We start from the raw sequence: 22,113 nt of genomic DNA, 5'->3' as shown, positions 1-22,113 counted from the left end.
TGTTCATGGGGCGGACTATGTGGGACCAACCCTGGTGTCAAAGTCGATCACATGGCATCGTCCGTCTCAGCCGCGTGACGCGCACACCCCAGCCCGTGCGCGGTACACGCACACGACGCGCGCAGTCCGGGAGCCGACCCATGACCTCATCGAACCCCTCGCCGCTCTGGCAGCCCGACCGGGAACACATCGCCCGGGCACGGATCACCCGATTCCAGGCCTGGGCCGCCGAGCACCACGGAGCCCCCGCCGACGGTGGCTACGCCGGTCTGCACCGCTGGTCCGTGGACGAACTGGACACGTTCTGGAAAGCCGTCACGGAGTTTTTCGACGTACGGTTCTCCACCCCCTACGCGCGCGTGCTGGGCGACCGCTCGATGCCGGGAGCCCAGTGGTTCCCCGGAGCCACCCTCAACTACGCCGAGCACGCATTGCGGGCGGCCGACACCCGAGCGGACGAACCGGCCCTCCTGTACGTCGACGAGACCCACGAACCCCGTCCCGTCAGCTGGTCCGAACTACGCCGCCAGGTCGGCTCCTTGGCCGCCGAACTGCGTGCCCTCGGCGTACGCCCCGGAGACCGCGTCAGCGGCTACCTCCCGAACATCCCGCAGGCCGTGGCCGCCCTCCTCGCCACCGCCGCCGTCGGCGCGGTGTGGACGTCCTGCGCCCCGGACTTCGGCGCCCGCAGCGTCCTGGACCGCTTCCAGCAGGTCGAACCCGTCGTCCTCTTCGCGGTCGACGGCTACCGCTACGGAGGCAAGGAACACGACCGCCGGGACACCGTCGCCGAACTGCGCCGCGAACTGCCCACCCTGCGCGCCGTCGTCCACATCCCGCTGCTCGGCACCGAGCCACCCGAAGGCGCCCTGGAATGGTCCGCCCTCACCTCGTCGGACATCGCACCCGTCTACGAAGAGGTGCCTTTCGACCATCCGCTCTGGGTGCTCTACTCCTCCGGCACGACCGGCCTGCCCAAGGCCATCGTCCAGTCCCAGGGCGGCATCCTCGTCGAGCACCTCAAACAACTCGGCCTGCACTGCGACCTGGGACCCGAGGACCGCTTCTTCTGGTACACGTCCACCGGCTGGATGATGTGGAACTTCCTCGTCTCAGGCCTCCTGACCGGCACCACGATCGTCCTGTACGACGGCAGCCCCGGCTATCCGGACACCGGCGCCCAGTGGCGCATCGCCGAACGCACCGGCGCCACCCTGTACGGCACCTCGGCGGCCTACGTCATGGCGTGCCGCAAGGCGGACGTGCACCCCTCCCGCGACTTCGACCTCTCCCGGATCAAGTGCGTCGCCACCACGGGCTCGCCCCTGCCGCCCGACGGTTTCCGCTGGCTGCACGACGAGGTGCGCGACGACCTGTGGATCGCCTCCGTCAGCGGCGGCACCGACGTGTGCTCCTGCTTCGCCGGAGCGGTCCCCACCCTCCCCGTCCACATCGGCGAGCTCCAGGCCCCGGGCCTCGGCACCGACCTCCAGTCCTGGGACCCGAGCGGCAAACCCCTCATCGACGAGGTCGGCGAACTCGTCGTCACCAACCCCATGCCGTCCATGCCGATCCGCTTCTGGAACGACCCCGACGGCAGCCGCTACCACGACAGTTACTTCGACACGTACCCCGGAGCCTGGCGCCACGGCGACTGGATCACCCTCACCTCACGCGGCTCCGTCGTCATCCACGGCCGCTCCGACTCCACCCTCAACCGCCAGGGCGTACGCATGGGTTCGGCCGACATCTACGAGGCGGTCGAACGCCTTCCGGAGATCCGCGAATCCCTCGTCATCGGCGTCGAACAGCCCGACGGCGGCTACTGGATGCCGCTCTTCGTTCACCTGGCACCGGGAGCCGAACTCGACGACGCCCTCCTCGGCCGCATCAAGCAGACCATCCGGGAAGAGCTCTCACCCCGCCACATCCCCGACGAGGTCATCGAAGTCCCCGGCATCCCCCACACCTTGACGGGCAAACGCATCGAGGTCCCGGTCAAGCGCCTCCTCCAGGGCACCCCCCTCGAAAAGGCCGTCAACCCCGGCTCCGTCGACAACCTCGACCTGCTCCGCTTCTACGAGCAGTTGGCCCGCGACCGCGCCTGACCGGACCCCGCCGCGACCGCCTCGGACAGCCCGAGACGGACCGGCCGAGGCGGATTGTCAGTGCCGCCGGTTACGGTGAGTGAGCATTGATCACCGCGCACAGGGGGAAAGATGGCGCACACCCAGAACCAGACCATGCGACGCGTCCTGCGCCGCGAAGTCGCCGGAACGATCGGCCTGCTGACCGACGAGCAGGACTTCACCGCCATGCGACGCCGCTACCGCACCTTCACCTTCGACGACCACACGAACTATCTCCGACAGGTGGAGGCCCTCCTCAGGACACTCGCGTCCGAGGGCGGCCACACCACGGTGGCGCTCTTCGACCCCGAGGAGTACGCGGAGTTCTGCGCCGAGCACGCACTCGACCCCGACACCGCCTCCAGCCGCACCCGCTTCACGGCGGAACTCGCCACGACAGGGGCGACCGTTCCGTACGAGGGCCAGACCCTCGACATCCTCGTCCCCGACCTCATCGACGAAGCGGTCCGCCGGGCCACCTGGGAGTACGCGACCACGCTCCTGGCCCGGATCGGCACGTGCGCCTCCTGCGGCGAGGACATCGGCCGAGCGGCCTTCCATCGAGCCTCGGACCTGCTCGTCCGCATCCTCCAGGCATCGGGCCCCGGCGAGCGGCACCTCGTGTGCAGCGTCTCCACGGAACCCGAGGCGCTGGTGGCCGTCCTGCGCACCGACGACGACCCGTACGGAACACCGCACCTGGACGAGGCCGAGGCACTCGAATTCACCACCGTGCTCGCTCTGGGCATCGCCACCCGGAGCGCCGGCGGCCTCGTCATGCGCACGGCCACACCCGACGCCACCGACCAGGTCTACGGCTGGCGCCTGCGCGGCGAGGGACTGGAACCCCTCACCGCGGGAGAGGTCTTCGACGCCTACTGCACGGACGTCGAATCGGGCGACCTCGTCTCCCCGGAGTCGGGCGTCGACTACTGCGCGCCACCGGACCTGGGCGACGACGGTCACACGACCGCGCACACGCACTGAACGCGTGACCTGAACACGCGAGGGGCGCCCCACCTCGCGGTGGAGCGCCCCTGGATCACGCATGACTCGCCTGGTTACTCGCCGGACAGCACTGCCTGCGCCGCGGTACGCGCCTCTTCGGCACTGTCGCAGGCACGCGCGGCCGCCGCGGCACGCTCGCACTGCGCCAGCGTGTACTTGGCCAGCGTCGCGCGGACGTAGGGAATCGACGCCGCACCCATGGAAAGAGAGGTGACACCCAGACCGGTCAGCACGCACGCGAGCAGCGGGTCCGAAGCGGCCTCGCCGCAGACGCCACAGCTCTTGCCCTCGGCGCGGGCCGCCTCGGCGGACAGCGCGACCAGGTCGAGCAGCGCCGGCTGCCACGGGTCCTGGAGCCGGGACACGGCGCCCACCTGACGGTCGGCGGCGAAGGTGTACTGCGCGAGGTCGTTGGTCCCCAGCGACAGGAACTCGACCTCCTGGAGGATCGAGCGCGCCCGCAGAGCGGCCGACGGAATCTCGACCATGGCGCCGAACTTCGCCTGCAGGCCCGCGGCACGGCAAGCGTCGGCGAACGCCTTGGCGTCCGCGCGGTCGGCGACCATCGGCGCCATGACCTCAAGGTGGACGGGCAAGCCCTCGGAAGCCTTCGCCAGTGCCGTCAGCTGTGTACGCAGCACATCGGGGTGGTCGAGGAGCGACCGCAGACCACGCACGCCCAGCGCCGGGTTCGGCTCGTCGGCGGGCGTCAGGAAGTCGAGGGGCTTGTCGGCGCCGGCGTCGAGCACACGCACCACGACCCGCCCCTCGGGGAAGGCCTCAAGCACCTGTCGGTACGCCTCGACCTGCTTCTCCTCGGACGGCGCGTTCTTGCTGTCGTCCAGGAAGAGGAACTCGGTGCGGAACAGGCCCACGCCCTCGGCACCGGCCTCGACCGCCGCCGGGACGTCCGCCGGGCCGCCGATGTTGACGAGCAGCGGAACCTTGTGACCGTCGGAGGTGGCCCCGGGCCCGGTCGACCCGGCGAGCGCCGCCTTGCGCGCGGCGGCCGCGGCCTCCAGCTCGGCCTTCTTCTCGGCGCTCGGGTTCACGAAGATCTCACCGGAGCTGCCGTCCACGGCGACCATCGTGCCCTCGGCCAGCTCACCGGCTCCCGGCAGCGCCACGACGGCGGGTACACCGAGGGCCCGGGCCAGGATCGCGCTGTGACTCGTCGGCCCGCCCTCCTCGGTGACGAATCCGAGGACGAGCGTCGGGTCCAGCAGCGCCGTGTCGGCCGGCGCGAGGTCCCGGGCGATGAGGACGTACGGCTCGTCGCTGTCGGGAACACCCGGCATCGGAACACCGAGCAGCCGGGCGACGATACGGTTCCGCACGTCGTCGAGGTCCGCCACCCGGCCCGCGAGGTACTCACCGGCGTTCGCCAGGAGGGCGCGGTACGAGGCGAACGCGTCGTACACCCCGCGCTCCGCCGTGCTGCCGACGGCGATACGCCGCTCGACGTCGGCCAGGAGCTCCGGGTCCTGGGCCATCATGGCCTGAGCCTCAAGAACGGCCTGGGCCTCGCCGCCCGCCAGATTGCCGCGCGCCATCAGGTCGGCGGCCACGGCTTCCACGGCCTTGCGGGCGCGCCCCTGCTCGCGCTCCGCGTCCTGCACCGGTATCTGCTTGGCAGGCGGTTCGAGCACCGCCGTTCCCATGTGCCGAACTTCGCCGATCGCCACACCGTGGCTCACGCCGACGCCTCGCAGCGTTGTCTCCATGTCACCAGTCTCCGATTGAGCGGCGGGCCCTGCCGCCGTGATGTCGTGCCGTGCGTGCCGTCGCCGACGGCAATGAGGTCAGTGCCAGCTGAAGAGAGCGTCGCCAGCCTTCACTTCGCCGTCAACGCTGACGTCGGAGAGGGACTCGGCCGTGGCTTCGAGTGCCACGATGGGACAGATGGGGGACTTGCCGGCCGCTTCGACGGCGGCGGGGTCCCAGCGCACCACGGACTGACCGCGCCGCACGGTGTCGCCCTTGTTGACGAGCAGCTCGAAACCCTCACCGTTGAGCTGAACGGTGTCGATGCCCAGGTGCGTCAGCACTCCGTGGCCCTCGTCGTCGACCACGACGAACGCGTGCGGGTGCAGGGAGACGACGACGCCGTCGATGGGCGAGACCGCCTCCGAGGCCTCCCGCACGGGGTCGATCGCGGTCCCGGGGCCCACCATGGCCCCGGAGAAGACCGGGTCGGGTACAGCGGTGAGTCCGATGGTGCGTCCTGCAAGAGGGGACGTCACGTTGGTCATGGGAAGCCTCCCGGGGGGCGGGGATTCATCTGGGCCGTCACTGCCTGTCCCGGACGGCGCACTGTTGAGCAGCGTAAGTCATGAGAAGTGACGGTTCCGCGCCAAGAGGAGCTGGTGAGCCGGTTGGCGGTCGTCGCGCTCGGCGGAAACGATTTGCGCCCGCTCCGGAGCCGCGTGTACTGTCGTACTCCTGCCCGAGGCCGAGGGACGCGAAAGTGTCCGTGCCTGGCAGCACCCAAACTTGTCAGATCCTCTCTCGGGGTCTGGTTCTGCGTGTTCGCAGAATCGGTGGTCAGGGAGACGGAAATACACTGATAGAGTTTGGGAACACGAAGGGAAGCGCCCGGAGGAAAGCCCGAGAGGGTGAGTACAAAGGAAGCGTCCGTTCCTTGAGAACTCAACAGCGTGCCAAAAATCAACGCCAGATATGTTGATACCCCGTCCATCACCGCATGGTGGTGGGTGGAGGTTCCTTTGAAAAAGTCCTGCCGGGCGCAAGCACGGTAGGCGCATCAGCGAGGATGCAGTGAACTATCCGGATTATTCCTCCGGTGGTTCCGCTCTCATGATGTGGTCCCGATTACGGGAAAACATTCACGGAGAGTTTGATCCTGGCTCAGGACGAACGCTGGCGGCGTGCTTAACACATGCAAGTCGAACGATGAACCACTTCGGTGGGGATTAGTGGCGAACGGGTGAGTAACACGTGGGCAATCTGCCCTTCACTCTGGGACAAGCCCTGGAAACGGGGTCTAATACCGGATGACACTCCTACAGGCATCTGTGGGGGTTGAAAGCTCCGGCGGTGAAGGATGAGCCCGCGGCCTATCAGCTTGTTGGTGAGGTAGTGGCTCACCAAGGCGACGACGGGTAGCCGGCCTGAGAGGGCGACCGGCCACACTGGGACTGAGACACGGCCCAGACTCCTACGGGAGGCAGCAGTGGGGAATATTGCACAATGGGCGAAAGCCTGATGCAGCGACGCCGCGTGAGGGATGACGGCCTTCGGGTTGTAAACCTCTTTCAGCAGGGAAGAAGCGAAAGTGACGGTACCTGCAGAAGAAGCGCCGGCTAACTACGTGCCAGCAGCCGCGGTAATACGTAGGGCGCAAGCGTTGTCCGGAATTATTGGGCGTAAAGAGCTCGTAGGCGGTCTGTCGCGTCGGATGTGAAAGCCCGGGGCTTAACCCCGGGTCTGCATTCGATACGGGCAGACTAGAGTGTGGTAGGGGAGATCGGAATTCCTGGTGTAGCGGTGAAATGCGCAGATATCAGGAGGAACACCGGTGGCGAAGGCGGATCTCTGGGCCATTACTGACGCTGAGGAGCGAAAGCGTGGGGAGCGAACAGGATTAGATACCCTGGTAGTCCACGCCGTAAACGGTGGGAACTAGGTGTTGGCGACATTCCACGTCGTCGGTGCCGCAGCTAACGCATTAAGTTCCCCGCCTGGGGAGTACGGCCGCAAGGCTAAAACTCAAAGGAATTGACGGGGGCCCGCACAAGCAGCGGAGCATGTGGCTTAATTCGACGCAACGCGAAGAACCTTACCAAGGCTTGACATCGCCCGGAAAGCATCAGAGATGGTGCCCCCCTTGTGGTCGGGTGACAGGTGGTGCATGGCTGTCGTCAGCTCGTGTCGTGAGATGTTGGGTTAAGTCCCGCAACGAGCGCAACCCTTGTTCTGTGTTGCCAGCATGCCCTTCGGGGTGATGGGGACTCACAGGAGACTGCCGGGGTCAACTCGGAGGAAGGTGGGGACGACGTCAAGTCATCATGCCCCTTATGTCTTGGGCTGCACACGTGCTACAATGGCAGGTACAATGAGCTGCGATACCGCAAGGTGGAGCGAATCTCAAAAAGCCTGTCTCAGTTCGGATTGGGGTCTGCAACTCGACCCCATGAAGTCGGAGTTGCTAGTAATCGCAGATCAGCATTGCTGCGGTGAATACGTTCCCGGGCCTTGTACACACCGCCCGTCACGTCACGAAAGTCGGTAACACCCGAAGCCGGTGGCCCAACCCCTTGTGGGAGGGAGCTGTCGAAGGTGGGACTGGCGATTGGGACGAAGTCGTAACAAGGTAGCCGTACCGGAAGGTGCGGCTGGATCACCTCCTTTCTAAGGAGCATCTAGGCCGCCAAGCTTGCTTGGTGGTCCAGGGCCATTACGTCGGCACACGTTCGACGGTGGTTGCTCAAGGGTGGAACGTTGATTATTCGGCACACTCGGCCTTCTACAGGCTGCAAGTACTGTCCTTCGGGGCGTGGAAAGCAGACCTTAGGGGCGAGGGTGTCGGGCACGCTGTTGGGTGTCTGAGGGTACGGCCGTCAAGGTCGCCTTCAGTGCCGGCCCCGGTGAAGCATCGCGTGAGTGGTGTGTGACGGGTGGTTGGTCGTTGTTTGAGAACTGCACAGTGGACGCGAGCATCTGTGGCCAAGTTTTTAAGGGCGCACGGTGGATGCCTTGGTACCAGGAACCGATGAAGGACGTGGGAGGCCACGATAGTCCCCGGGGAGCCGTCAACCAGGCTTTGATCCGGGGGTTTCCGAATGGGGAAACCCGGCAGTCGTCATGGGCTGTCACCCACATCTGAACACATAGGGTGTGTGGAGGGAACGCGGGGAAGTGAAACATCTCAGTACCCGCAGGAAGAGAAAACAACCGTGATTCCGGGAGTAGTGGCGAGCGAAACCGGATGAGGCCAAACCGTATGTGTGTGAGACCCGGCAGGGGTTGCGCATGCGGGGTTGTGGGATCTCTCTTTCACAGTCTGCCGGCTGTGAGACGAGTCAGAAACCGTTGGTGTAGGCGAAGGACATGCGAAAGGTCCGGCGTAGAGGGTAAGACCCCCGTAGTCGAAACATCAACGGCTCGTTTGAGAGACACCCAAGTAGCACGGGGCCCGAGAAATCCCGTGTGAATCTGGCGGGACCACCCGCTAAGCCTAAATATTCCCTGGTGACCGATAGCGGATAGTACCGTGAGGGAATGGTGAAAAGTACCGCGGGAGCGGAGTGAAATAGTACCTGAAACCGTGTGCCTACAAGCCGTGGGAGCGTCGCTGTATGTGCTTGCACATACAGTCGTGACTGCGTGCCTTTTGAAGAATGAGCCTGCGAGTTTGCGGTGTGTTGCGAGGTTAACCCGTGTGGGGAAGCCGTAGCGAAAGCGAGTCCGAATAGGGCGGTATAGTAGCGCGCTCAAGACCCGAAGCGGAGTGATCTAGCCATGGGCAGGTTGAAGCGGCTGTAAGAGGTCGTGGAGGACCGAACCCACCAGGGTTGAAAACCTGGGGGATGACCTGTGGTTAGGGGTGAAAGGCCAATCAAACTCCGTGATAGCTGGTTCTCCCCGAAATGCATTTAGGTGCAGCGTCGTGTGTTTCTTGCCGGAGGTAGAGCACTGGATAGGCGATGGGCCCTACCGGGTTACTGACCTTAGCCAAACTCCGAATGCCGGTAAGTGAGAGCGCGGCAGTGAGACTGTGGGGGATAAGCTCCATGGTCGAGAGGGAAACAGCCCAGAGCATCGACTAAGGCCCCTAAGCGTACGCTAAGTGGGAAAGGATGTGGAGTCGCACAGACAACCAGGAGGTTGGCTTAGAAGCAGCCACCCTTGAAAGAGTGCGTAATAGCTCACTGGTCTAGTGATTCCGCGCCGACAATGTAGCGGGGCTCAAGCGTACCGCCGAAGTCGTGTCATTCCAGCATGTACCCCCAACGGGGGCTGGGATGGGTAGGGGAGCGTCGTGTGCCGGGTGAAGCCGCGCCGGAAGGCAGTGGTGGACGGTTCACGAGTGAGAATGCAGGCATGAGTAGCGATACACACGTGAGAAACGTGTGCGCCGATTGACTAAGGGTTCCTGGGTCAAGCTGATCTGCCCAGGGTAAGTCGGGACCTAAGGCGAGGCCGACAGGCGTAGTCGATGGATAACCGGTTGATATTCCGGTACCCGCTGTGAAGCGTCAAACATCGAACCAGGCGATGCTAAGTCCGTGAAGCCGTTCCGGACCCTTCGGGGAATGGAAAGTGGTGGAGCCGACGGACCAGACCTGTAGTAGGTGAGTGATGGGGTGACGCAGGAAGGTAGTCCAGCCCGGGCGGTGGTTGTCCCGGGGTAAGGGTGTAGCCCGTTGTGTAGGTAAATCCGCACAACATTAAGGGTGAGACCTGATGCCGAGCCGATTGTGGTGAAGTGGATGATCCTATGCTGTCGAGAAAAGCCTCTAGCGAGTTTCATGGCGGCCCGTACCCTAAACCGACTCAGGTGGTCAGGTAGAGAATACCGAGGCGTTCGGGTGAACTATGGTTAAGGAACTCGGCAAAATGCCCCCGTAACTTCGGGAGAAGGGGGGCCATCACCGGTGATAGCACTTGCTGCTTGAGCTGGGGGTGGCCGCAGAGACCAGCGAGAAGCGACTGTTTACTAAAAACACAGGTCCGTGCGAAGCCGTAAGGCGATGTATACGGACTGACGCCTGCCCGGTGCTGGAACGTTAAGGGGACCGGTTAGTCAGATTTCGGTCTGGCGAAGCTGAGAACTTAAGCGCCAGTAAACGGCGGTGGTAACTATAACCATCCTAAGGTAGCGAAATTCCTTGTCGGGTAAGTTCCGACCTGCACGAATGGCGTAACGACTTCTCGACTGTCTCAACCATAGGCCCGGTGAAATTGCACTACGAGTAAAGATGCTCGTTTCGCGCAGCAGGACGGAAAGACCCCGGGACCTTTACTATAGTTTGATATTGGTGTTCGGTTCGGCTTGTGTAGGATAGCTGGGAGACTGTGAAGCTTGAGCGCCAGCTCGGGTGGAGTCGTCGTTGAAATACCAGTCTGGTCGTGCTGGATGTCTAACCTGGGTCCGTGATCCGGATCAGGGACAGTGTCTGATGGGTAGTTTAACTGGGGCGGTTGCCTCCTAAAGAGTAACGGAGGCGCCCAAAGGTTCCCTCAGCCTGGTTGGCAATCAGGTGTTGAGTGTAAGTGCACAAGGGAGCTTGACTGTGAGACCGACGGGTCGAGCAGGGACGAAAGTCGGGACTAGTGATCCGGCGGTGGCTTGTGGAAGCGCCGTCGCTCAACGGATAAAAGGTACCCCGGGGATAACAGGCTGATCTTCCCCAAGAGTCCATATCGACGGGATGGTTTGGCACCTCGATGTCGGCTCGTCGCATCCTGGGGCTGGAGTCGGTCCCAAGGGTTGGGCTGTTCGCCCATTAAAGCGGTACGCGAGCTGGGTTTAGAACGTCGTGAGACAGTTCGGTCCCTATCCGCTGTGCGCGTAGGAGTCTTGAGAAGGGCTGTCCCTAGTACGAGAGGACCGGGACGGACGAACCTCTGGTGTGCCAGTTGTCCTGCCAAGGGCATGGCTGGTTGGCTACGTTCGGGAGGGATAACCGCTGAAAGCATCTAAGCGGGAAGCCTGCTTCGAGATGAGGACTCCCACCAACTTGATTGGTTAAGGCTCCCAGTAGACGACTGGGTTGATAGGCCGGATGTGGAAGCCCTGTAAGGGGTGGAGCTGACCGGTACTAATAGGCCGAGGGCTTGTCCTCAGTTGCTCGCGTCCACTGTGTTGGTTCTGAAACCACGAACAACCGTTGTAGCCATGGTCACGGCTCCGGTTTGACAGTTTCATAGTGTTTCGGTGGTCATAGCGTGAGGGAAACGCCCGGTTACATTCCGAACCCGGAAGCTAAGCCTTACAGCGCCGATGGTACTGCAGGGGGGACCCTGTGGGAGAGTAGGACGCCGCCGAACAAATATTGGAGAAAAGCCCCCGCACTTCGGTGCGGGGGCTTTTCTGCGTTCCAGGGGCATGACCACCCGGAACCCCTCCGCGCTCGGAGCGGATGCCTGAGGGTAAGGTCAGGGGGCATCGTTGGCTCGTTCCCACAGGAGGCCCCCGGGTGGAGGTCCAGGAGACCCGCGTCCAGACAGACCGGGTCCTCACCATCCCGAACATCCTCAGCATGGCGCGCCTCGCGGGCGTACCGCTCTTTCTGTGGCTGATCCTCAGGCCGGAGTTCGGTGGGCCCAACAGCGACGGCTGGGCGCTTCTGGTGCTCATGCTGAGCGGTATCAGCGACTATCTGGACGGCAAGCTCGCCCGGCGCTGGAACCAGATCAGCGGGCTCGGCCGGCTGCTGGACCCCGCGGCCGACCGCCTCTACATCCTCTCGACGCTGCTCGGGCTCACCTGGCGCGAGATCCTGCCACTGTGGCTGACCAGTGTGCTGCTGGCGCGCGAGCTCGTTCTGCTCGTGATGGTGGGCATCCTCAGGCGGCACGGCTATCCGCCGCCACAGGTGAACTTCCTCGGGAAGGCTGCAACGTTCAACTTGATGTACGCCTTCCCGTTGTTGCTGCTCAGTGACGGAAGTGGATGGCTCGCGTCACTCGCTGCTATTTTCGGATGGGCGTTCGCCGGATGGGGTACAACTCTGTATTGGTGGGCAGGGATCCTCTACGTGGTTCAGGTCCGCCGCCTTGTTCGTGCGGACAACCATGACCGACTGAGCCCGCCCAATGGGCGGCCGTAGAGGTCTCTGATGGCCCGCAACGAGAATGTGCGGGACAATCTGACGGGTGAAGTCGGCTAGACCGTCTCTTCAAGGAGGACGCTTCCGACATGAAGGCCGTCGTGATGGCCGGCGGCGAAGGCACACGCCTTCGCCCCATGACCTCAAGCATGCCCAAGCCGCTCCTGCCTGTGGCCAATCGCCCGATCATGGAGCATGTGCTACGGCTGCTCAAGCGGCATGGGCTCAACGAAACCGTCGTCACCGTGCAGTTCCTTGCCTCGCTGGTCAAGAACTACTTCGGTGACGGTGAAGAGCTCGGTATGGAGCTCACCTATGCCAACGAGGAGAAGCCACTCGGTACTGCCGGCAGTGTCAAGAACGCCGAAGAGGCACTGAAGGACGATACGTTCCTCGTGATCTCCGGCGATGCTCTGACCGACTTCGACCTCACCGACCTCATCAATTTCCACAAGGAAAAGGGTGGGCTCGTAACGGTCTGTTTGACCCGCGTTCCCAATCCTCTTGAATTCGGCATCACCATCGTCGACGACGAGGGAAAGGTCGAGCGCTTTCTTGAGAAGCCGACCTGGGGCCAGGTCTTCTCGGACACGGTGAACACCGGCATCTATGTCATGGAGCCCGAGGTCTTCGACTACGTCGAGGCCGATGTCTCCGTCGACTGGTCCGGCGATGTCTTCCCTCAGCTGATGAAGGAGGGCAAGCCGATCTACGGCTATGTCGCCGAGGGCTACTGGGAAGACGTCGGCACGCACGAGAGCTATGTGAAGGCGCAGGCCGATGTCCTGGAGGGCAAGGTCGACGTCGAGCTGGACGGCTTCGAGATATCGCCCGGGGTGTGGGTCGCCGAGGGCGCCGAGGTCCACCCGGACGCCGTGCTGCGGGGGCCGCTCTACATCGGTGACTACGCCAAGGTCGAGGCCGACGTCGAAATCCGCGAGCACACCGTGGTGGGCTCCAACGTCGTCGTGAAGAGCGGCGCGTTCCTGCACAAGGCCGTTCTGCACGACAACGTGTACATCGGTCAGCACAGCAATCTGCGCGGCTGTGTCATCGGCAAGAACACCGACATCATGCGGGCCGCGCGCATCGAGGACGGCGCCGTCATCGGGGACGAGTGCCTCGTCGGTGAAGAATCGATCGTCCAGGGCAACGTACGGGTGTACCCGTTCAAGACCGTCGAGGCCGGCGCCTTCGTCAACACGTCGGTCATCTGGGAGTCGCGGGGTCAGGCCCATCTCTTCGGAGCCCGCGGAGTGACCGGGATCCTCAACGTGGAGATCACGCCCGAGCTGGCCGTACGGCTGGCGGGGGCGTACGCGACGACCCTCAAGAAGGGGTCCACCGTCACGACGGCCCGTGACCACTCCAGAGGTGCCCGCGCGCTCAAGAGGGCGGTCATCTCCGCTCTGCAGGCCAGCGCCATGGACGTACGCGACCTGGAGAACGTGCCGCTGCCTGTGGCGCGGCAGCAGACCGCGCGGGGCAGTGCCGGCGGAATCATGATCCGTACGACGCCCGGAGTTCCCGACTCGGTCGACATCATGTTCTTCGACGGGAACGGGGCGGACCTGTCCCAGGGGAGTCAGCGCAAGCTCGACCGGGTGTTCGCCCGGCAGGAGTACCGGCGCGCGTTCCCCGGTGAGATCGGGGACCTGCACTTCCCGGCCAGCGTCTTCGACTCGTACACCGGGTCGCTGCTCAGGAATGTCGATACGACCGGGATCGCGGACTCCGGGCTCAAGGTGGTCGTGGACGCCTCCAACGGCAGTGCCGGACTGGTGCTGCCCAGCCTGCTGGGCAAGCTCGGGGTCGACGCGCTGACCATCAACCCGGGGCTCGACGAGTCGCGTCCCACGGAGACGGCGGACACCCGTCGGTCCGGGATGGTGCGGCTCGGCGAGATCGTGGCGTCCGCGCGGGCCGCGTTCGGCGTGCGGTTCGACCCGGTCGGCGAGCGGCTGTCGCTCGTCGACGAGAAGGGCCGGATCATCGAGGACGACCGGGCACTGCTCGTCCTGCTCGACCTGGTGGCTGCCGAACGGCGCAGCGGGCGCGTGGCGTTGCCGGTGACCACCACGAGGATCGCCGAGCAGGTGGCGGCGTACCACGGGACGCAGGTCGACTGGACGACGACGTCTCCGGACGATCTGACGCGCGTCGGGCGCGAGGAGTCGACGATCTTCGGCGGCGACGGGCGCGGCGGGTTCATCGTGCCCGAGTTCAGCAGCGTGTTCGACGGCACGGCGGCCTTCGTACGCCTCATCGGTCTGGTGGCACGGACACAGCTCACGCTCAGTCAGATCGACGCGCGGATTCCGCGGGCGCATGTCCTCAAGCGCGATCTCGCGACTCCCTGGGCGGTCAAGGGGCTGGTGATGCGGCGCGTGGTGGAAGCGGCCGGTGACCGGTTCGTCGACACGACCGACGGGGTGCGTGTCGTGGAGACCGACGGCCGCTGGGTGATGGTTCTGCCCGATCCGGCGGAGGCGGTCACCCATCTGTGGGCCGAAGGGCCCGACGACGCCTCGGCGCAGGCGCTGCTCGACGAATGGTCGTCGGTGGTGGACAGCGCCGGTCGCTGAGTAACACACGCGCGTGCCGGACAGTGCCCCGAATCGGGCCTGTCCGGCACGTCGGTGGGGCCGTTCGGAGCTACGGGTCGCGACGTGCGACGATGTGCGGCATGCCGCAGCAGCCCCCCGTTCGGAGCACCCCCACGCGCCCCTCGCGCCCGGACGCGTCCATGTCGCTGCTCACCAACGTCATGGACCACAGCCTTGACGAGGGATACGCGGAGGCCGCTGCCCGGCGGAAGGCCGACGGCACGGGCGGGATGCCCAAGAAGCTGTCGGCGAAGCTCGGTCTCGCGGCCGGTCTGGTGCTGGCGGCCCTGCTGGTGACCGTGGGCGCGGCGCAGGCGCGGATAGCGGCTCCGGTCGTCGCCAAGGAGCGCGAGGAGCTCATCGACCGCATCGACAGCCAGACGTCGGCGGCCGAGGACCTTGAGGACGCCATCGACGAGCTCCGCGACGATGTCGGGGCCCGGCAGCGTGAGGCGTTGAAGAAGCACGGCGGTGACCAGGGCGAGCTGGTGGGCATCCTGGCCGGGGCCCTCGAAGTGCACGGTCCCGGAGTGAAACTCGTCGTGGACGACGCCAAGGAGGCCGACCACGCCGGTGACGGGGACGCGCGGCAGACCTCGGGCTTCTCCGACACCGGACGCCTGCGCGACCGCGACATGCAGCGTGTCGTCAACGGGCTGTGGGAGTCCGGCGCGGAAGCCGTCACGATCAACGGACAGCGGCTGACGGCCCTGTCCGCGATCAGGGCCGCGGGTGACGCGATACTGGTCGACAACAAGCCGCTGGTGCCGCCGTACACGGTGTTGGCCGTGGGGGACGGGGACCGGCTGCGCACCAAGTTCCAGAACAGCGGTGACGGGCAGTATCTGCAGGCCCTGCACGAGAACTTCGGGATCAGGACCAGTATCTCCGCCGAGGACGAGGTCCGGTTGCCCGCAGCACCGAGTGTGATCGTACGAACAGCACAACCGAGCACAGAGAAAGGCACATCGTGATCGCCGTACTGGGCCTCGTCGTGGGAGTCGTGGCTGGATTGTTGGTCCGGCCCGAGGTTCCGGCGATGGTCGAGCCCTATCTTCCGATCGCCGTCGTCGCGGCGCTCGACGCCGTGTTCGGAGGTCTGCGGGCGATGCTCGACGGCATCTTCGACGACAAGGTCTTCGTGGTGTCGTTCCTGTCCAACGTCGTGGTGGCCGCGCTGATCGTCTTCCTGGGCGACAAGCTGGGCGTGGGCGCGCAGTTGTCCACGGGTGTCGTGGTCGTCCTGGGCATTCGCATCTTCTCCAACGCCGCGGCGATCCGTCGGCACGTCTTCCGGGCGTGAGGCCGATGAGCAGCAACGACGAGACGCCGGGAACCCCAGAGAACCCGCTGCGCGAGGAACTGCCCGAAGAGGTGCGGACGAAGACACCGGAGAAGGCGCCGGAGCCCGGCCCGGAGCGGGCCGGGCAGGAGCCGGACGGACCGACCGGTCCCACGGGCCGGCAGCGGCTCTTGATGGGGCTGTGGCCGCCGCGGGTGTCCCGCGCGCAACTCATCGTCGCGCTGCTGCTGTTCGGCCTCGGATTCGGCCTCGCCGTCCAGGTCGCGTCCAACAGCGACAGCGACGGCGCCCTGCGTGGCGCACGCCAGGAGGACCTCGTACGCATCCTCGATGAACTCGACGACCGTACTCAGCGTCTGGAAGAGGAGAAGCAGGGGCTGGAAGATCAGCGCACCGAGCTGGAGAACAGCTCGGACCAGGCCGAGGAGGCCCGCAAGCAGACGGTCGAGAAGGAGAAACAACTCGGCATTCTCGCGGGCACCGTGGCGGCGCAGGGCCCCGGCATCACACTGACGATCGACGACGGGGAGGGGACGGTCGAGGCCGACTCGCTGCTCGACGCCGTCCAGGAGCTCCGTGCGGCGGGCGCGGAGGCCATCCAGGTCAATGGCGTACGGATCGTCGCGGGCACCTATCTGACGGATGTGAGCGGGGGAGTCGCCGTGGACGGGAACAAGATCAGCGCCCCGTATCGTTTCAAGGTCATCGGCAAACCCCAGGACCTCGAACCGGCGCTCAACATCCCCGGCGGAGTGGTGCAGACTTTGGAGAAGGAGCAGGCCACTGTCACGGTGGAGCGGTCGGACAAGATCGTCGTGGACGCCTTGCGACCCGCCGAGCGGCCTGACTACGCTCGGTCGTCCTCCCAGTGAACCGGGGGCGCTTGGAGGTGGCTCTCCGAGGGCATGAGCTTGCGGGGGGTCGACGCACCGAATGGGTGGTGCGTGGTGGAAACTGTCTGGTGGATACGGACGTTGTGAGGGTGTCCGGCTCGACCGGTGTGTGCAATCAGGGTTCGTCCTGCCCCACGGGCGGGTCTGTTTCGGTCAAGGGGAATCGCCCGTGAAGTTGTTTGCGAAGTTGTTCGGCAAGAGCGCACGAGAGGGCAGCGACAACGCCACTGCCCGGCACCGTGCACCGCGCCCCGCGGAGGGCGAGGAGCAGGGGGACCGCCCGCTGTTCCGGGACCAGGTCGGTGGGCCGCCCGGTGACATTTCCGGTGGTCAGGGCGCGCCGTCTGTTGACCCTGCCCAGTCGGGGCGCATAGGTTTCGGAGATCCGTCAACCTCAGGTGCGGGTGGAGGTTTCGGCTCCGACCCGTACGCGTCCAATACCCCGGCGGGGCAGCCGCGGCAGGAGGATCCGTCCATGTCGGCCCTGGTGTGTACGAGGTGCGGTAACCGCAACGCGGAAGCGAGCCGCTTCTGCTCCAACTGTGGTGCGCCGTTGCGGGCCGGGGCGACCCCGGAGCGTCCGTCGGAGACCACCTCGACGATCTCCATCTCCGGTCTTGAGGCCTATGACGCCGAGGCGACCGGCCAGACGCAGATGCCGATGCTGTCTCCCGAGGCGCAGGCCGCCGTGGACGCCCTGCCGCTCGGCTCGGCGCTCCTGGTGGTGCGGCGGGGGCCCAACTCGGGCAGCCGCTTCCTCCTGGACGGCGATCTGACGACCGCCGGCCGTCATCCGCAGAGCGACATCTTCCTTGACGACGTGACCGTGTCGCGCCGCCATGTGGAGTTCCGCCGTGAGCCCGATGGTTCGTTCACGGTGGCGGACGTCGGCAGCCTCAACGGCACGTACGTCAACCGGGAGCGCATCGACCGGGTCCCCCTGTCGAACGGTGACGAGGTGCAGATCGGCAAGTACCGGCTGGTCTTCTACGCGAGCCAGCGGGGCATCTGACCCTCCCCCAGACTTTGTCCGGGGAGACCCCCAGGGAAGGTCCATGCTTCGAACACCGAGCGGCGGTGCCGGACACGGCGCCGCCGCCACGGACCACGGGCTGATGAGCATCGGCACGGTACTGAACGTGCTGCGTGACGAATTTCCCGAGGTCACCGTCTCCAAGATCCGTTTCCTGGAGTCCGAGGGCCTCATCGAGCCGCAGCGCACCCCCTCGGGATACCGCAAGTTCAGCGAGGACGACGTCGAGCGCCTCGGACACGTCCTGAGGATGCAGCGGGACCACTATCTGCCCCTCAAGGTCATCCGTGAGCACCTGGACGCCATGGAGCGCGGAGAGGCGCCTCCACCGCCCTCCGTGGGGCGTCAGCGCGACGGAGAGGCGCCGAGCGAGCCGGAGGGGCCCGTCGTCGCCCGCATCGGGCGGGCCGAGCTGCTGGCCGCCGCCGAGATCGACGAGCAGGAGCTCGCCGAGTGGGAGTCGTACGGGCTCATCACCCCGCTGCTCGACGGGGTGTACGACGCCGAGGCGGTGACCGTCGCCGGACTGGTGCTGGAACTGGGGCGGTTCGGGATCGAGCCGCGTCATCTGCGTGCCGTGAAGGCCGCCGCCGACCGCGAGGCCGGGCTGGTGGACCAGGTCGTGGCACCCCTGCGGCTGCACCGCAACCCGCAGACCAGGGCACACGCCCAGGCGCGTACCAAGGAGCTGGCGGGACTCGCGGTGAAGCTGCACGCCGCCCTGGTGCAGTCGGCCCTCGGGGTGCGGCTTCCCTGACCCGGCGACCCCTGCGGACGCCGGACGTGGAACGTGGGATAGGGCACCCATTCCGTGCTCGACTACCCAAAGGTGCCGGGCACGGCCTAGGGTTGCTGTGTGAACGAGCTCGACGTCGTAGGTGTCCGGGTCGAAATGCCCTCCAACCAACCGATCGTGCTCCTGCGCGAAGTGGGAGGCGACCGTTACCTCCCCATCTGGATCGGGCCGGGGGAGGCGACCGCGATCGCCTTCGCGCAGCAGGGCATGGCCCCCGCGCGACCGCTGACCCATGACCTGTTCAAGGACGTGCTGGAGGCCGTCGGTCAGGAGCTGACCGAAGTGCGCATCACGGACCTGCGGGAGGGTGTCTTCTACGCGGAGCTGGTGTTCGCCAGTGGAGTCGAGGTGAGCGCGCGGCCGTCCGACGCCATAGCGCTGGCCCTGCGCACCGGGACGCCCATCTACGGCAGCGACGGCGTCCTGGACGACGCCGGTATCGCGATCCCGGACGAGCAGGAGGACGAGGTGGAGAAGTTCCGCGAGTTCCTCGACCAGATCTCGCCCGAGGACTTCGGTACCAACAGCCAGTGACCGCCCGACAGCCGGTGGTGGCGCGAGACGCCGGTCGGTGACCCTCCGGGGCCGTCGGACGACGCGCCGTGCGAGCCTCGCCCCGGGGACATTCGGCTAGCCTTTCCCCGCGGTGGGGCACGGGAAACCACTCTTAGGGTGATTATCACCCGGCGTGCCGAGTGTGGCGATCGTTGACGAGCCCCTGGTGACTGCCTACCGTCGAGAAGGCAGTTCAAGGACGGAGGTCGGCGTGAGAAGCAGCGGCGGCGGTACGGCTGGGGGTGCTCCCGGACGCGGTCCGGGGGACAGTGGCCCGTACCCGCTTCACAGCAGCGCGGCCGATCACGTGCAACGGCCGACAGCGGTGCCGGGGGACGGCGAGGTGGCGTCCGAGGAGGTCGGTTATCGCGGGCCCACGGCCTGCGCGGCCGCGGGGATCACCTATCGGCAGTTGGACTACTGGGCCAGGACCGGGCTGGTCGAGCCGAGCGTGCGGGCCGCGTACGGGTCGGGGACGCAGCGGCTGTACAGCTTTCGGGACGTGGTCGTCCTGAAGATCGTCAAGCGGTTCCTCGACACGGGGGTCTCGCTGCAGAACATCCGCACCACGGTCCAGCACCTCAAGGAGCGGGGCTCCTGCGACCTGGAGCGGATGACGCTGATGAGCGACGGCGCGACGGTCTACGAGTGTTCCTCGCCCGACGAGGTCCATGCCCTCCTCCAGGGCGGCCAGGGGATCTTTGGTATCGCCGTGGGCGTGGTGTGGCGGGACGTCGAGAGTGGGCTCTCACAATTGCACGGAGAGCGTGTGGACACGGGCGAGACGCTCGTCGGGCCCAATCCGGCGGACGAGCTGGCCCGGCGGCGCAACCGGGCGGTCTGAGACGCCCTCAGGGGGCGTGCCGGCGGTCCTGCGGCGCTTCGTGGGGCGACGGGCCGGGGCATTGTCAGTGGCGTAGGGCAGCATCGGACATGTGAGAACCGCGCCCACGATCCTGCATCTCGACATGGATGCCTTCTTCGCCTCGGCGGAGCAGGCGTCCAAGCCGAGCCTGCGCGGGAAAGCGGTCATCGTGGGCGGCCTCGGACCGCGTGGCGTGGTCTCCACCTGTTCGTACGAGGCGCGGGTCTTCGGGGTGCATTCGGCGATGCCCATGGCGCAGGCCCGCCGGCTGGCACCGAACGCGGCGTATCTCGTACCGCGCTTCGGTCTCTACCGGCAGATCAGCGAGCAGGTGATGGGGCTGCTGCGGGAGCTGTCGCCACTGGTGGAGCCGCTGAGCCTGGACGAGGCGTTCGTGGATCTGGAGGCCGGGGAGACGGCCTGGGACGAGGCGTCCGCGCTGCTGGCCGGGAGGAAGCTGCGCGACGACATCCGGGCCGTCACGGGGCTGACCGGATCCGTGGGGCTCGCGGCCTGCAAGATGCTCGCGAAGATCGCCTCCGAGCAGGCCAAGCCGGACGGACTCGTGCTCATAGAGCCGGGCACCGAGCGGGCACTGCTCGCACCGATGCCGGTACGCATCCTGCCGGGGGTGGGGCCCGCCACGGGCGACCATCTGCGGCGGGGCGGGATCAGCACGGTCGGGGAGATCGCGGAGGCGGGGGAGGACGAGCTTGTACGGCTTCTGGGGAAGGCGCATGGGCTCGCCCTGTACGCGATGGCGCTGGCCCGCGACGAGCGGCCCGTGGTGGCCGAGCGGGACACCAAGTCGGTGTCCGTCGAGGACACGTACGACGTGGACATCCATGACCGGGTGCGCGTGCGCATGGAGGTGCAGCGGCTTGCGGACCGGTGCGTCCAGCGGTTGCGGGGTGCGCATCTGTCCGGGCGGACCATCGTGCTGAAGGTGCGGCGGTACGACTTCTCGACGCTGACGCGGTCCGAGACGTTGCGGGGGCCCACGGACGATCCGGCGGTGGTTCGGGAGGCTGCTGCGCGGCTGCTGGAGGCGGTGGACACCACGGGGGGTGTGCGGCTGCTGGGGGTGGGGGTGACCGGGCTCGCCGACTACACGCAGGAGGATCTTTTCGCGCAGGCGCGGGCCGCTGCGGCGGGGGTGGAGGAGGCGGCGTCGGGTGAGCGCCCGGAGGAGGTCAAGGCGGTCGCCGTCGCCGTCGAGGACGCTGCGGTGGCCGGGCCCGCGGAGCGGGTGTGGCGGGCGGGGCACGATGTTCGGCATGCGGAGTTCGGGCACGGGTGGGTGCAGGGGAGTGGGCTGGGGAGGGTGACTGTGCGGTTCGAGACGCCGGATTCCGTGCCGGGGCGGGTGAAGACGTTTCGGGTTGATGATCCTTTGTTGGAGTCGGCGGAGGCGTTGCCGTTGGTTGCACGGGGGGAGGGGGGTGGGGGTGCGTCTTGAGGGTGCGGGAGCGTTGTGGCTGGTCGCGCAGTTCCCCGCGCCCCTAAAAGATTGCGCCGTTCCCCGCGCCCCTGAAGACGAAAGATTGCGCCGTTCCCCGCGCCCCTGAAGACGAAAGACTGCGCCGTTCCCCGCGCCCCTTGGGGCCTCGGGTCGTTCGTCGGCTGCCAGCCGGTGGGGGCTGGTCGCGCCGTTCCTCGCGCCCCCGGGTGGGGCGGTTGTCAGGTGGGGTCTTCCTTGTTTGCCAGGTGGCCGAAGTCTTTGTCTGGGAAGGGGGGTGTGGGGGATACGTCCAGGCCGTAGTGGTGGTAGAGCTGTAGTTCTTGTTCGGGGGAGAGGTGGCGGCCTACTCCGAAGTCGGGGGCGTCCTTGATCAGGGCGCGTTCGAACGGGACGTGCAGGGATTCGGCGACCACTTCGCTGGGCTCCAGGGGGACGAAGGCGTCCCGGCTGAACAGGCCGGTGCGTATGGCCGCCCACTCCGGTGCGCCGGTCGCGTCGTCGAGGTAGACCTCGTCGACGGTGCCGATCCTCGTGCCGTTGCGGTCGAACGCCTTGCGGCCTATCAGGTTGCGCGGATCGATGTCGGTCTGCACGGGCCCTCCAGCTGCTCGCAACTCATCCGTAAGCACTACGAAAGAGCACTTTGAGGTGGGCGGCCACTTGAGGGA

The 22,113-nt window shown here is 66.1% G+C and carries 15 protein-coding genes and 3 rRNA genes; 15 read left to right on the top strand and 3 right to left on the bottom strand.

Annotation, left to right across the window (positions count from 1 at the left end; translation table 11 throughout):
* The first annotated feature begins 140 nt into the window (after nt 1–140).
* Both J8N05_RS39060 and J8N05_RS39055 read left to right on the top strand, forming a co-directional pair.
* The gene (locus tag J8N05_RS39060) at nt 141–2,108 is read left to right on the top strand and encodes an acetoacetate--CoA ligase (protein WP_210891653.1); all 1,968 of its coding nucleotides are present in this window, start codon (nt 141–143) and stop codon (nt 2,106–2,108) included.
* Nucleotides 2,109–2,219: 111 nt separating this feature from the next.
* Entirely contained in the window at nt 2,220–3,116 is an 897-nt protein-coding gene (locus tag J8N05_RS39055; protein WP_210891651.1) for a hypothetical protein, read from the top strand.
* 74 nt (nt 3,117–3,190) lie between these two features.
* Here J8N05_RS39055 and ptsP read toward each other — a convergent pair whose 3' ends face one another.
* On the bottom strand, nt 3,191–4,861 hold the full coding sequence (gene ptsP, locus J8N05_RS39050; RefSeq protein WP_210891649.1) for a phosphoenolpyruvate--protein phosphotransferase: 1,671 nt from the start codon (nt 4,859–4,861) through the stop codon (nt 3,191–3,193).
* Between the two features lie 78 nt (nt 4,862–4,939).
* Nucleotides 4,940–5,389, bottom strand: a complete 450-nt coding sequence (locus J8N05_RS39045; RefSeq protein ID WP_210891647.1) for a PTS sugar transporter subunit IIA — start codon at nt 5,387–5,389, stop codon at nt 4,940–4,942.
* A 593-nt stretch (nt 5,390–5,982) separates the two neighbouring features.
* Here J8N05_RS39045 and J8N05_RS39040 point away from each other — a divergent pair.
* From J8N05_RS39040 to J8N05_RS38980, 13 genes are all read left to right on the top strand, one after another.
* Nucleotides 5,983–7,508 (top strand): 16S ribosomal RNA (locus J8N05_RS39040).
* Between the two features lie 313 nt (nt 7,509–7,821).
* Nucleotides 7,822–10,945 (top strand): 23S ribosomal RNA (locus J8N05_RS39035).
* 88 nt (nt 10,946–11,033) lie between these two features.
* Nucleotides 11,034–11,150, top strand: a 5S ribosomal RNA gene (rrf, locus tag J8N05_RS39030).
* Together the 16S, 23S and 5S rRNA genes form the textbook arrangement of a ribosomal RNA operon.
* A 149-nt stretch (nt 11,151–11,299) precedes the next feature.
* Nucleotides 11,300–11,932 carry a CDP-alcohol phosphatidyltransferase family protein gene (locus tag J8N05_RS39025; protein WP_210891645.1) on the top strand — a complete coding sequence of 211 codons (633 nt, stop codon included), beginning with the start codon at nt 11,300–11,302 and terminating at the stop codon, nt 11,930–11,932.
* Nucleotides 11,933–12,021: 89 nt separating this feature from the next.
* A complete protein-coding gene (locus J8N05_RS39020) occupies nt 12,022–14,517 on the top strand; it encodes a mannose-1-phosphate guanyltransferase (protein WP_210891644.1) in 2,496 nt (831 codons plus the stop codon).
* A gap of 92 nt (nt 14,518–14,609) precedes the next feature.
* A complete protein-coding gene (locus J8N05_RS39015) occupies nt 14,610–15,512 on the top strand; it encodes a DUF881 domain-containing protein (protein WP_210891642.1) in 903 nt (300 codons plus the stop codon).
* Nucleotides 15,509–15,841 (top strand): small basic family protein, encoded by a 333-nt coding sequence (locus tag J8N05_RS39010; RefSeq protein ID WP_046587749.1) that lies wholly within the window; start codon nt 15,509–15,511, stop codon nt 15,839–15,841. The genes J8N05_RS39015 and J8N05_RS39010 overlap by 4 nt, the downstream gene beginning before the upstream one ends.
* Nucleotides 15,842–15,846: 5 nt before the next feature.
* A complete protein-coding gene (locus J8N05_RS39005; RefSeq protein WP_210891640.1) occupies nt 15,847–16,713 on the top strand; it encodes a DUF881 domain-containing protein in 867 nt (288 codons plus the stop codon).
* A 61-nt stretch (nt 16,714–16,774) separates the two neighbouring features.
* Nucleotides 16,775–17,746, top strand: a complete 972-nt coding sequence (locus J8N05_RS39000) for an FHA domain-containing protein (RefSeq protein ID WP_107018627.1) — start codon at nt 16,775–16,777, stop codon at nt 17,744–17,746.
* 43 nt (nt 17,747–17,789) lie between these two features.
* Nucleotides 17,790–18,524 (top strand): transcriptional regulator FtsR, encoded by a 735-nt coding sequence (gene ftsR / locus J8N05_RS38995; protein WP_210891638.1) that lies wholly within the window; start codon nt 17,790–17,792, stop codon nt 18,522–18,524.
* 99 nt (nt 18,525–18,623) lie between these two features.
* A complete protein-coding gene (locus tag J8N05_RS38990; protein WP_006123076.1) occupies nt 18,624–19,097 on the top strand; it encodes a bifunctional nuclease family protein in 474 nt (157 codons plus the stop codon).
* A 232-nt stretch (nt 19,098–19,329) separates the two neighbouring features.
* A complete protein-coding gene (locus J8N05_RS38985) occupies nt 19,330–19,962 on the top strand; it encodes a MerR family transcriptional regulator (RefSeq protein ID WP_210891636.1) in 633 nt (210 codons plus the stop codon).
* Between the two features lie 91 nt (nt 19,963–20,053).
* Nucleotides 20,054–21,442, top strand: a complete 1,389-nt coding sequence (locus J8N05_RS38980) for a DNA polymerase IV (RefSeq protein WP_210891634.1) — start codon at nt 20,054–20,056, stop codon at nt 21,440–21,442.
* A gap of 221 nt (nt 21,443–21,663) precedes the next feature.
* Here the strand turns inward: J8N05_RS38980 and J8N05_RS38975 are convergent, their stop codons facing one another.
* Complete coding sequence (locus J8N05_RS38975) at nt 21,664–22,038, bottom strand: PRC-barrel domain-containing protein (RefSeq protein WP_210891632.1); 375 nt, start codon at nt 22,036–22,038, stop codon at nt 21,664–21,666.
* Between the last annotated feature and the right edge of the window lie 75 nt (nt 22,039–22,113).

It is taken from the genome of Streptomyces liliiviolaceus, assembly GCF_018070025.1.
Taxonomy (GTDB): domain Bacteria; phylum Actinomycetota; class Actinomycetes; order Streptomycetales; family Streptomycetaceae; genus Streptomyces; species Streptomyces liliiviolaceus.
The sequence above is the reverse complement of the archived record's forward strand: the minus strand, read 5'-3'. Positions and strand labels throughout refer to the sequence as shown.

Excerpts from the sequence above, each read along its gene's own strand:
- J8N05_RS39055 (WP_210891651.1), top strand. The coding sequence starts at position 2,220 with ATGGCGCACACCCAGAACCAGACCATGCGACGCGTCCTGCGCCGCGAA.
- ptsP (WP_210891649.1), bottom strand. The coding sequence starts at position 4,861 with ATGGAGACAACGCTGCGAGGCGTCGGCGTGAGCCACGGTGTGGCGATC.
- J8N05_RS39060 (WP_210891653.1), top strand. The coding sequence starts at position 141 with ATGACCTCATCGAACCCCTCGCCGCTCTGGCAGCCCGACCGGGAACAC.
- J8N05_RS39005 (WP_210891640.1), top strand. The coding sequence starts at position 15,847 with ATGAGCAGCAACGACGAGACGCCGGGAACCCCAGAGAACCCGCTGCGC.
- J8N05_RS39045 (WP_210891647.1), bottom strand. The coding sequence starts at position 5,389 with ATGACCAACGTGACGTCCCCTCTTGCAGGACGCACCATCGGACTCACC.
- ftsR (WP_210891638.1), top strand. The coding sequence starts at position 17,790 with ATGCTTCGAACACCGAGCGGCGGTGCCGGACACGGCGCCGCCGCCACG.
- J8N05_RS39020 (WP_210891644.1), top strand. The coding sequence starts at position 12,022 with ATGAAGGCCGTCGTGATGGCCGGCGGCGAAGGCACACGCCTTCGCCCC.
- J8N05_RS39015 (WP_210891642.1), top strand. The coding sequence starts at position 14,610 with ATGTGCGGCATGCCGCAGCAGCCCCCCGTTCGGAGCACCCCCACGCGC.
- J8N05_RS39000 (WP_107018627.1), top strand. The coding sequence starts at position 16,775 with ATGGGTGGTGCGTGGTGGAAACTGTCTGGTGGATACGGACGTTGTGAG.